Source organism: Micromonospora sp. NPDC049645, from assembly GCF_040675155.1.
In the GTDB taxonomy this organism is placed as follows: Bacteria; Actinomycetota; Actinomycetes; order Mycobacteriales; family Micromonosporaceae; genus Micromonospora.
On the sequence record NZ_JBFAOI010000026.1, the window covers coordinates 26,894 to 36,511 of the forward strand.

At 68.0% G+C, this 9,618-nt stretch carries 11 protein-coding genes and 1 pseudogene; 7 read left to right on the top strand and 5 right to left on the bottom strand.

Translation table 11 applies throughout. The features are described 5' to 3' along the window. Positions 1-95: 95 nt before the first annotated feature. A complete protein-coding gene (lexA, locus tag AB0J33_RS30090; protein ID WP_363618343.1) occupies positions 96-746 on the bottom strand; it encodes a transcriptional repressor LexA in 651 nt (216 codons plus the stop codon). Positions 747-1,149: 403 nt separating this feature from the next. Between lexA and AB0J33_RS30095 the strand changes: the two are divergent. The 3 genes and pseudogenes from AB0J33_RS30095 to AB0J33_RS30105 form a co-directional block, all read left to right on the top strand. After that, positions 1,150-1,338: pseudogene (locus AB0J33_RS30095) on the top strand (hypothetical protein); the annotation flags it as partial. Between the two features lie 200 nt (positions 1,339-1,538). Then, complete coding sequence (locus tag AB0J33_RS30100) at positions 1,539-3,119, top strand: RNA-directed DNA polymerase (RefSeq protein WP_363618345.1); 1,581 nt, start codon at positions 1,539-1,541, stop codon at positions 3,117-3,119. A gap of 179 nt (positions 3,120-3,298) precedes the next feature. Next, positions 3,299-3,718: a hypothetical protein gene (locus AB0J33_RS30105; protein WP_363618347.1), complete on the top strand. Its 420-nt coding sequence runs from the start codon at positions 3,299-3,301 to the stop codon at positions 3,716-3,718. Between the two features lie 61 nt (positions 3,719-3,779). Here the strand turns inward: AB0J33_RS30105 and AB0J33_RS30110 are convergent, their stop codons facing one another. Together AB0J33_RS30110 and AB0J33_RS30115 are read right to left on the bottom strand one after the other, a co-directional pair. Next, complete coding sequence (locus AB0J33_RS30110) at positions 3,780-3,962, bottom strand: hypothetical protein (protein ID WP_363618348.1); 183 nt, start codon at positions 3,960-3,962, stop codon at positions 3,780-3,782. An 825-nt stretch (positions 3,963-4,787) separates the two neighbouring features. After that, a complete protein-coding gene (locus AB0J33_RS30115) occupies positions 4,788-5,303 on the bottom strand; it encodes a hypothetical protein (protein ID WP_363618350.1) in 516 nt (171 codons plus the stop codon). Between the two features lie 206 nt (positions 5,304-5,509). Here AB0J33_RS30115 and AB0J33_RS30120 point away from each other — a divergent pair, with 206 nt between their 5' ends. Further along, entirely contained in the window at positions 5,510-5,671 is a 162-nt protein-coding gene (locus AB0J33_RS30120) for a bifunctional DNA primase/polymerase (protein ID WP_363618362.1), read from the top strand. Positions 5,672-5,812: 141 nt separating this feature from the next. Next, positions 5,813-5,941: a hypothetical protein gene (locus AB0J33_RS30125; RefSeq protein WP_363618352.1), complete on the top strand. Its 129-nt coding sequence runs from the start codon at positions 5,813-5,815 to the stop codon at positions 5,939-5,941. 4 nt (positions 5,942-5,945) lie between these two features. On the opposite strand, the gene AB0J33_RS30130 is transcribed toward AB0J33_RS30125, so the two are convergent. Beyond that, a complete protein-coding gene (locus AB0J33_RS30130; RefSeq protein ID WP_363618354.1) occupies positions 5,946-6,137 on the bottom strand; it encodes a hypothetical protein in 192 nt (63 codons plus the stop codon). Positions 6,138-6,540: 403 nt separating this feature from the next. On the opposite strand from AB0J33_RS30130, the gene AB0J33_RS30135 reads away from it, so the two are divergent. Both AB0J33_RS30135 and AB0J33_RS30140 read left to right on the top strand, forming a co-directional pair. Continuing rightward, the gene (locus AB0J33_RS30135) at positions 6,541-7,743 is read left to right on the top strand and encodes a hypothetical protein (protein ID WP_363618356.1); all 1,203 of its coding nucleotides are present in this window, start codon (positions 6,541-6,543) and stop codon (positions 7,741-7,743) included. 61 nt (positions 7,744-7,804) lie between these two features. Next, positions 7,805-7,975, top strand: a complete 171-nt coding sequence (locus tag AB0J33_RS30140; RefSeq protein ID WP_363618358.1) for a hypothetical protein — start codon at positions 7,805-7,807, stop codon at positions 7,973-7,975. Between the two features lie 283 nt (positions 7,976-8,258). Here AB0J33_RS30140 and AB0J33_RS30145 read toward each other — a convergent pair whose 3' ends face one another. Further along, positions 8,259-9,362, bottom strand: coding sequence for a site-specific integrase (locus AB0J33_RS30145; RefSeq protein ID WP_363618360.1), 1,104 nt, complete (start codon positions 9,360-9,362; stop codon positions 8,259-8,261). Positions 9,363-9,618: the final 256 nt, after the last annotated feature.

Here is a 9,618-nt window from a genome sequence, read left to right on the forward strand (position 1 = left end):
CGGACAGGGACCGCGTGACTCGCGGTGAGGCCTCTGCAGGCAGCGCGACCGAGGACGGGCGTCGTCGACGTCTGCTCACCGACGTCGACTGGGCGCTAGAAGCGCCGAAGCACACAGACGACCTTGCCCAGGATGACCGCGTGCTCGGCAGAGATCGCCTCGTAGAGCGGGTTTCGCGGGACGAGCTCGATACGACCGTCGCGGCTCCGGTAGGCCTTGACTGTCGCCTCGCCCTCGATCATCGCGGCGACGATGTCGCCGTTCTCGGCGACCGCCTGATGGCGCACGACGACGACGTCTCCGTCGCAGATCGCCGCCTCGATCATGGAATCGCCTCTAACTATCAGAGCGAACAGCGTGCCGTGCCCTACTAGAGTGCGAGGCAGCGTCAGTTCGTCCTCCACGCGTTCCTCGGCGAGGATCGGGGTGCCGGCAGCGATAGTGCCGAGCACCGGAACTTTGACGCCTGGCTGGTCTGCTCCGTTCGATGTCGTCCCAGCCTGCGCTCTGCGGATGTCGACCGCCCTGGACGCGTTTGCCTCACGACGCAGGAGGCCACGTCGTTCCAGCATGTTCAAGTGGTATGCCACGGATGAGGGAGAGCCAAGCCCGACGGCTGCGCCGATCTCGCGCACTGTGGGCGGGTAGCCGTGCTGCTGGATCCAATCGCGAATCACGGTCAGGATGCGCTGCTGCATGCCGCTGATTTGGGGCGGCTCGGGCCCGGCGCCATCGGAGGTTGTCATCCACGGACCATACACGGATTTAGGACGTGTGTACTAAGAGGCTGGTTACTCGCCTTTGACGTCGCCGCCGGTTTTGGGCGACTCATGAAGATGCGGATACGGGTTAAGGTCTCACTCACGACGCCAAGCAGCTGGACCAACGATCTGGGTGCAGAAGCACGTGGACGCCGAGAACGGGCGGGTGTCAACGACTTGCCGTCTTCCTTGACCGGCCGGGGAGGAGTCCCGGCCCAGTTTGTCGGGCGTTGGTCTTGCCTGGCTCGGCCAGGCCCTCGAGCAGTGGCGCTTTACCCGCCCAGCCGTACCGGGCCAACGCGGCGACCCGGTTGACCGGCACCGCCTGTACCTGCGCCGCGCCGGTGCCGATCGCCAGCACCTCATGCTTTAGAGCACCGCGCATCCGGACCGGGCGCTGACCGAACTACGCGCTTATGGCTACCCGGTCCTCGATGAGGATGTGGCCCGGCTGTCGGCGTACACACGCCGGCACATCAATGTCCATGGCCACTACTCATTTCGACTGCCCGACCTCGGCGGCACGTGGCGGCCATTACGGGATCCAGACCAGAGCAACCCCGAAGAGCAGGACTAATCGGCCCGGCCGCTGTTGACCGCGTTCGGGGCGCTCGCGCCGCCGGTCGGCGGCGTATGCCGTGTGACGCCGAGCGGCTCCCGACTAACAGGGAAGGGGTTTCGCGCCAGAGGACTAAATCTCGCGGTACCGTCTGTGCCCAACCTTGACCGGCGTCACTGCTTGGCCAACTCGGGTAGGTCTGAACAAGGAAGGTGATCATGCCGCTCGACCGCGACCTTTTGCGGCGTCTGGATCTCCATGCCGCCGTCGAGACTGAGCTGACGTCACGCAACAGGCTTCTGCCCCGCCGCTGGGATTTCGTCGCTCTTTCCGCCGACCCTTCCTCCGTAGAGAGGTGGCTACGTCCGCAACTCCGCCGCGGGCCTTCCGGGCACGCCGCCAACGTAGTGTTCGCGGACAAGGGGTGGCGAGGCGCTCGCCCGCTGCACATCATGACGCTCCAGGACAGAGTGCTGTACCGAGCTCTCGTCAAACTCCTCAGCGAAACGCTGCCGGAACGGTTCCATAGCCGAGTGCCGATCGGGCAGTTCAAGCAAGCACCACTTGACGTCCCGGATGTGCAGTACATCAGCAAGACCGACGTCACCGCCTACTATGAGTTCGTCGATCATGACCTTCTGAGTGCAGAGCTGATCGCGCAGACCGGCGAGGAGCTTGCTGTCGACGCGCTGATGGATCTACTGGCCTCGGTTCTCGGACGGCGTATCGGCTTGCCGCAGGTGCACCCGTCGAGTGACGTCCTCGGCGATACCTACATCGACCCGGTTCGCCGGCGCCTGATCCGTCGGGGCCACGTGGCGTTCTCGTACTCGGATGACTTCCGCATCGCTTCGCCCTCGCTCGGCGACGCCCGTGCTTCGCTGGAGGCATGCGCGACCGAGGCGCGCACCCTCGGCCTGGTTCTCAACGAACGCAAGACCTATACCTACGGATCAGAGAACTACCGAGCCTCCCTGACATCGTTCGCTGAAGCGGAGCAACGACTGTTCCAGAACGCAGGCGACCCTGATGATCCATTCGTAACGGCAAGTTCGCTGTTCGATCCTGACTACGACGACGCTGACACAGGCTCCGTGAGCCTTGGCGCGACCCCGCTAGGCAGCGATGTCGACGAGGAGGACGCGTTCAGCGGGGACGGCGGCGGTCCTTCCGAAGAAGTTGGCGCGCGACGCCTGCAGGCCGCCTCCCGTGCGTGGGAGATGTGGGTCCACGAGGAAGAGTCCGAGGAAGCCCAGGCAGGGCAAGACGCCGCGATCACTCAGTCTCTTCTCGGCCGGGCGTTGTCGACCCTCGGCACGGCCGGCGACGAAGGGCCGCTCGAATATCTATCTGAGCTGCTTCGCTTTGAGCCCGCCCTTACCCCCCAAGTCGTCGCATACATCGAAGCTTTCGCGCGCACCGGGCGAAGTGCACGCACCAAGCTTCGCCGAGTGCTCGACGAAACCGTTACCAGCGACATCCTCAGCCCCTGGCAAGGAATGTGGATCGCGCAGGCAGCCGGCCGCATCCGACGCGCGGAAAGTACGCACGGCTACGAGCTCTGGCTGGCTCAGTGCGTAGAGGGTAGCCATGATGGGCTTGCAGCCACAGCGGCGGCTGCGCTGGGACGTATCGGGCGGGGAAACGCCGATCTGGTGTCGGCAGCCATCGAACGTGTCGGACCGGAGTGGCGGCGGCTGGCCTTCTGGGGCTTGATGCGCCTTGACCGCGCTCGCGCGGAGAGCACAGCGGAGGACGAACTTGATCGGCTCCTGCTCAACGCCGCGGTTGCGGAATGAGCGCGGCCGCTCGTCCGATCCCGTCCGCTGAGGCCGAGGCGGCCTCAGCACTGCTATTTCGCACTCTCGGAGCGCACCGCGCCGCCATCGCGGCCCTCAAACCGGCCCATCGCCCTCGGCTTCGAACGTGGCCAGATGACGATCCGGTGCAAGACCGGTGCCAAGCAACTCTCATCAGGTTGCTCTCGATCACTGAAGCGTTCACGGCTGACCTTCTGGCACGCGAAGCGGACAGAGCGGTTGCTCTGTCCCAGAACACGGCAGCGACCAGGATTGCCGAGGAAGCCGTCATCCGCGCGACCAGCGGCTGGCAAGACCAGAAGAAGGCATATAAGGACTGGCTCGGAGTCACTGAAGACTGGAACCCAGTTGAACGGCTTGCGGAGGCACGAAACGCTGTCGCTCATGGATTGGGGAAGCTGACGAAACGTCAGCTCCGCAACGAGCAGAGCGTCAAGGCCAAGTTGCAGGCCGTGGGCATTTCCCTGAACAACGGCAGGATCGTGCTCTCTGACGCCAACCTCGCGGCAGCGACCTCAGCCTGCCGCGGCTTCATTGAACGAGTCGACCGGGCAGTGCAGGTTCGATCGACTCCTTGATGTTGGTGAGGCCCCAGTCGCGCTCGGGCCTGGACTCCCGTCTTTTCGCCGCCCAGCCGGGTCAGCTCTGCTGTACGGCGGTGAGGAGCCGATCGCACTTCTCCATCGACGACGGGCCCGGGCGCCGGTTCCGAGGCAGCCGGGCCAGGGCCTCGTCGAGCGTCGCCTGGCCGTCACCGGGTGCGTCCTGAGCCAGCAGGGCGGTCCAGTACGGATCGCCGACGCCGTCCTCGTCCTCTTCCAAACGTCGACGGCCTGGCCGGTCAGATCGGTGACGGCAGCCTCGGCCGCCGTCAGGGCGGCCAGGATCGTGCGGCGCAGCCGGGCCGATCCGGGCGGGTAGTCGCCGACGGGGATGACCTCGCCGGGCCCGACCGGGTAGCGCGGGTGGGTCAGCTGCCAGCCGGTGATGGTGTGGTCGAGGGTGAAGTCGCCGTCCTTCCACCAGGCACCGGGATCGCGGGTGATCGGCAGCTGCGGCGCGGGCACCGCCGCAGGAGCGGGCTGTCGAGCAATTGCGCCTCTCCTGGGAGCACGGCGAGCAAGATCCGCTGACCTCCGCGCTGGCGGCGCTCGGCGTGCCACAAAGGAGCAGAGCAGCAGACCCGGGAACTGCTCGCGTACGGCAGGGAGTTCGTCCAGCCCTGCCCCTACGCCCTGGGCGGCCTCGCCGCGGCCGCCGGTATGTCCATCTCCGGGGTGCGCACCGCCTACCGGCACCGCGACGTCGACGCGGCCGCCGGCGCCACCGGCGCCAAGCCCCGCGACTGGCGGGCCCCGGACCCCGACCCAGGTGAAGGCGAGGCGCCGGCATGAGCGCGTGCATCTGCCTCGCCCGCTGGCCGCGGCTCTACGTGCTGATCGAGGGCGTGCGGTACGAGGTCGAGCCGGTCGCGGCCGACAGCCCGAGTCGTCGGCTGGTACACCAACCCGCCGGCCCAGCTCTGACAAACACACCCACAGCGCGGAGGGGACCGCCCGTCTGGTCGGGCCCCTCCGCGCTGTGGGCCTCCGTGCCCTTCCTGGCACGCCTCTATAATGCGCGCGTTAGTCCAAGATCACCCCGCCGTCACCACTCCGGCTGCCATCCCGCCAGCGGCACGAGCAGCGATTCGGCGCACTCGCACGGCATCCGCATGTACGTCTGTGGCTCGTAACCGGCGGAATTCGCTGGCAACGGGCTCCACGTCCGTCCCCAGCAGAGGGAACACAACGGGTGGCCGGCCTGCTCGGCGCGATCGGCGATCTCCGCCACCAGCTCGGACGGGCCGCACCCTCGGCCCTCTGGGTCGTCGTGCTCGCTGGGCTGGCATCCAGTGTGGTTCTCGAGCCCGCACCCTCCGCAGTCGACGCACAGCATCTCGCAAAGGATCTCGATACCAGCGTCAGTGCGCACCGGGTACAGGTCGCCGAACTGGACCCCGCTGCCGCGGCAGAGACCGCACCGTTGCCCCCGGAAGGTGGCCGGCGGCCGGGGAAGATAGAGCTGTGGTGCCGGGGCGAACTGCGCCGCCGATTTGGTGTATTTGCCGGTCAGTGCGGTGTGGTCACGCACGTTCTGCTTCCGGCGACGATCTTTGACCATGACGACTCCGAATACGGGAGACCCACGCCCGCCCGGGTTAGCCGATGACAGGTCGTTGTGCACGCGATTCCGAGAACCTTGCCCTCGGGCGCCAGCGGACAGCGTGGGTGTCCGGATCGGCTCGGGGAGGGGCCAGCGCACTCGGCCCGCCCGTGATAATACGCAAAGCCGCGACGCACGCTAACACCCGGTCCGGGTGACACCCGATCACGAGCACCTCGGGCGGCGTCAGCGCGCTCGGCCCGGGAATCGACACTCGCGGGCCCGGCTACCGGACCGGCGGCTACCTCCTCGGGCCCGGTTCGGTCACCGCGGCCGGCCGGTACACGATCGTGAACCCGGCCCCGATCGCAGACCTCCCGGCCTAAATGTCCTACTCGGAGTACGACGTCAACCAATGGTCCGATGCGATCGCGAGCCTGCACACCAACACGGAGCACGACCCCGGCGACGGCCGCCAAGCGTAGGAGGCGATCGCCAACATCGGGTCCGCCTACGGCCACGAAGACGTGCCCACCGAGGTCATCAAAATGCTGGTCAACGCCTGCGCGATCGGCTACATGGTCGCCCTCAACGAATTGTGCGACGGCGACCTCGACGCCCAGATCCAAATGTGGCGGCCCGAACTGGCCGAGTAGTGGATCACCAGTCGTCCTTGGCCATGAAGTCGTAGCCGCCATTCTCAACTGTGTTCCACATCGCTTGGAGGGTCTCGTCGCTCTCCAACTCGGCCACCTCGGCAGTAGAACCCCGGACAGGTCGCTGGACACGGCGGGCCTCGGCCCGGTCGGCGTCGCGCTGCGCCTTCCGCCGGCGCCGTTCGTCCTCGGGCAACGCGGCGTCGTGGGCGGGTGTCGCCCGGGCGCCGGGGCGGCCGGGCCACGGCCGCGAGCACGATCTGCACTCTTGCGCCAGACGAAGGTCTCGTTCGGCCGGCGGCAGCTTCGCCCACCGGGCGCACGTCACCCATCACCCCATCGTGACGGGTTGACGCCCCAGGGGCCAGCGCCGTGTACCCCGTGCGCGGTCGTCCTGATCCTGTTGGCGTTCGCCGCCGCGCTCCGGGCAGGGCGGAGCGAGTGACGGTGGACGGGTTCGGCTTCGCAGCCGCGGTGAGGGGAATCCCGGGGCCTTCGTCGTCTCGACGTCGGTGACCGGCGCCACCTATCGCGCGGACGGTGGATTCCGTCGGTACCGGCCTCCATCATGAGGGTGGGACGAGTGGGAGGGGGCCTGGATGGCGGAGGCTGTGCGGCACGTGCGGCTCGGGATCGACCTGAACCTGAGCCGAGCGGATCTGGGGCACCCGGACCAGCCGGGGCTGTGGCAGGAGATGCGGTCGCGGACGATCCACTCGGGTGAGCTGCGGTGCATGGGCGCCTGCTACACCCGCAACCCGGACTGCCCGGAGTGGATGTACCTGAAGGGCAACCCGGACGGGACTGGTTCCCGCCAAGCGGTGCACCTAAACCCGTCCGCCGCGCGGAACCACCCCGACGCCATTGAGTCCGACAAGCACAAGGCCCTCAAGGAGCGCGTCGCGACCGTCTCCGAGCGGGCCGGCTTCTCCGTCGAGGTGGAGGCCCGCTCGTCGACCGGCAAGCGGGTCACTGACGTGCTCGTGCGCGGCGAGGGCGGCCTGCTGCTCGGGCACGAACTCCAGGTGTCGAAGCTGTCTATCCCGACGATCAAGAAGCGCGTCCGGATCGCCCGCGAGGACGGCCTGATGCCGATGTGGACGACGGACAACCCTGCCGTGCAGATCGAGCACCGCGTGGCGTGGGCGACGATCCCGACGACCAACGCAGGCTGGGTTCGCACCGGCAACGAGCTGCTCGTGTCCGGTGGCGTCCGCGACGCCGACATCGACCTGTGCGGTCGCCGTGACCTCTTCTGCCCGGCCACTCGGAAGCGGCCGTGCGGCAAGCTGCACGTCTACCTGATCGCAACCCGAGGCCTCAACCTCGACAAACTCGTCGTCGGCGCGGCGGCCGGCGAGTGGCGTTCGCTGGAGGAGACCGACTCGCGCGGCCGGCCCATGTACTACTGGGTCACCGCCGAGGACATGGAGCGGTACCTCAACGACCGCTCCGGCCGCCGACCGGTGCCGAACATTGAGCTCGACCCGGGCCAGGGCGACGTCGTGACGATGAAGCCCCGGGAGCTGGACCTGGACTGCAACTACGGCGTCGACACGGGGCACCGGCGGCCGGCGGGAGTTCCCCGGGATCCGCGCGGAGCCGTGGTGGTCGACCTGGGCGGCTCGGCCGGGAAGAAGCCGGGGATCATCTTCAACTGGAACAAGCATGCCGCTGGTGACCGGCAGCCGTGCCGGCTCTGCGGATCCGGCGCGTTCACGCGGGACCAGAACGGCATCCCGTGCCACAAGACGTGCGCGGAGGACGAGGCGACCGAGCGAGCAGCCAAACTGGGTGGGTAAGCCTGTCAACCCGGACGAGTGAATCGCCCGCCGGGGACCACTACCTAGCGGGCGCTTGTTCGTGTCGCCTGGCTTACCGCAGCAGGTACTGCTGGGCGGATACTGGTGCGGCGGCTGCTGCGAGACCTGGGTCACCACCGTGGTCGACCGGCTCTTCGACTACGTGAACCACCAGTGGATGGGCCAGATCACCCAGGCCACGCCACAGGTGAAGATCCCATCGCCCGCGTAGAGGACGTGAATTCAGCCGGGGATCCCGCCAGACGCCACGGTGCTGCTGGCGCTGGGTGGGGTCGTCCGGGTGCATCCGGACAGGGTACGGCGGTGCTCCCCTGTGGGCGGTCCCGCAAAGGCGCCGGTGGCCAGAATCGAGCCGAGTGGTGGGCAAGCAGACGGCCGATCTGGCTATCGCTAATGGTCCAGGCAGGCTCCGGCGGCGCGGCCGGCACAGACCGGCTCAGCGTGTCACCGCAGGTCCAGAGCCTTACGTGGTCGACCGCACCGGTCGCCTCGCTTCACAGCCCTACTCCCGTCAGCGCGTTGCAGGTGACCCGGTCGACGTCTTCCATGTAGCCGGCGAGGGTGGGGGAGCCGTCCTTCCAGCCGCCGTGGCGACCGATGCGGATCTGGTCGTGGCCAGCGCGGCGGGCCTCGGTGGCGAAGCCTCGGCGCAGGGAGTGGCCGCTGAACGCGGAGGCGGCGTCGAGGCCAGCTGCGAGAGCGGTCCGCCGGACGATAATGGCCACCGCCTGCCCCGTGATCCGCCCGTCGATCGAGCCGCGGCCGTGCGGGGCGCGACCCAGCTCGCCGTGCTTGTCGATCCGCCGGTAGAGGGCGCCGCTGGTGACGCCGCGCTCTGCGAGGGCGGGCAGCCAGGCCCGGGTGGTCCGGACGGGACAGGTCTGCTCGTTGGTGCCGTACGGCACGTGAACCTTGCGGCCCGCGGAGTCCTTGTCGGTCTTCGACCGGCGGATGGTCACCTCGAGGCCGTGCTCGTTGAAGTCCAGGTCCTCGATGTCGAGGGCAGCGACCTCCGAGCGGCGCGCGCCGAGGGCAAACCCGAGGACCAGAACCGATCGGTCGCGGAGGCCGGCCAGCTTGGTCAGGTCCAGGTTGTCCACCATGAGGCGGAGGTTGATGACGAGGAGGGGTTTGACCTTGTGTGCCCTCCGGCCGGCCTCGGCGCTGTCGCGGCGGTAGGTACGCAGTACGGCCCGCGCCGCGTCGGTGGCGAGGCGTCCGGCGCCGGCGGTTCGGTGGGCGACCGCGACGGCGGCCAAGGCCCGGTCAATGGTGCTCGGCGCCTTGCCTTCCTCAGCGAGGTGGTTGACGTACTCGGCGGCCACCGTGTGCAACTGGCCGTACCGATCGAGGAGGGCAGCGAACGCCGCGGCGTTGAGGGCGTCGTTGATCGGGCCCCGGTCGGTCGGGGTCAGATCTGTCGTGATCATCTTCTGGGCGCCGATCCAGACGAGGAACCGGCGGAGGTCGCCGCGGTACGCGCGGAGGGTGGAGTCGGCCCTGGCGCGGCGGAGCCGGTCGAGCGCGGAGGCAGACAGGACGAACGGCGTGTTGTCAAGGGTTCCCGGGTTGCTCACCCCGACCTCTACTTCATTCACGAGAAGGAACGTTATCGGGAATCAGTCGGCCAACCTCGACTCCGCTCCTAAGTCAGCCTCCCGCGCGCCCGAAAGCCGCCGGCATGCCAGGTACCCAGAGCCACACACCAGATTCGCGGAGCTTCTGCCAGTTACGCAGAGCCTGTGCCAGGTTGGTGGAGCCAGGACAGAAGATCGGTGACGCGGTACTGAAGAGCGGTGTCGTCCCTACTGAACGCCCGCGTCACCGCCGCTGAAGTGCGGCTGGCGCTCAACA

Excerpts from the sequence above, each read along its gene's own strand:
- lexA (WP_363618343.1), bottom strand. The coding sequence starts at position 746 with ATGACAACCTCCGATGGCGCCGGGCCCGAGCCGCCCCAAATCAGCGGC.
- AB0J33_RS30100 (WP_363618345.1), top strand. The coding sequence starts at position 1,539 with ATGCCGCTCGACCGCGACCTTTTGCGGCGTCTGGATCTCCATGCCGCC.
- AB0J33_RS30115 (WP_363618350.1), bottom strand. The coding sequence starts at position 5,303 with ATGGTCAAAGATCGTCGCCGGAAGCAGAACGTGCGTGACCACACCGCA.
- AB0J33_RS30135 (WP_363618356.1), top strand. The coding sequence starts at position 6,541 with ATGGCGGAGGCTGTGCGGCACGTGCGGCTCGGGATCGACCTGAACCTG.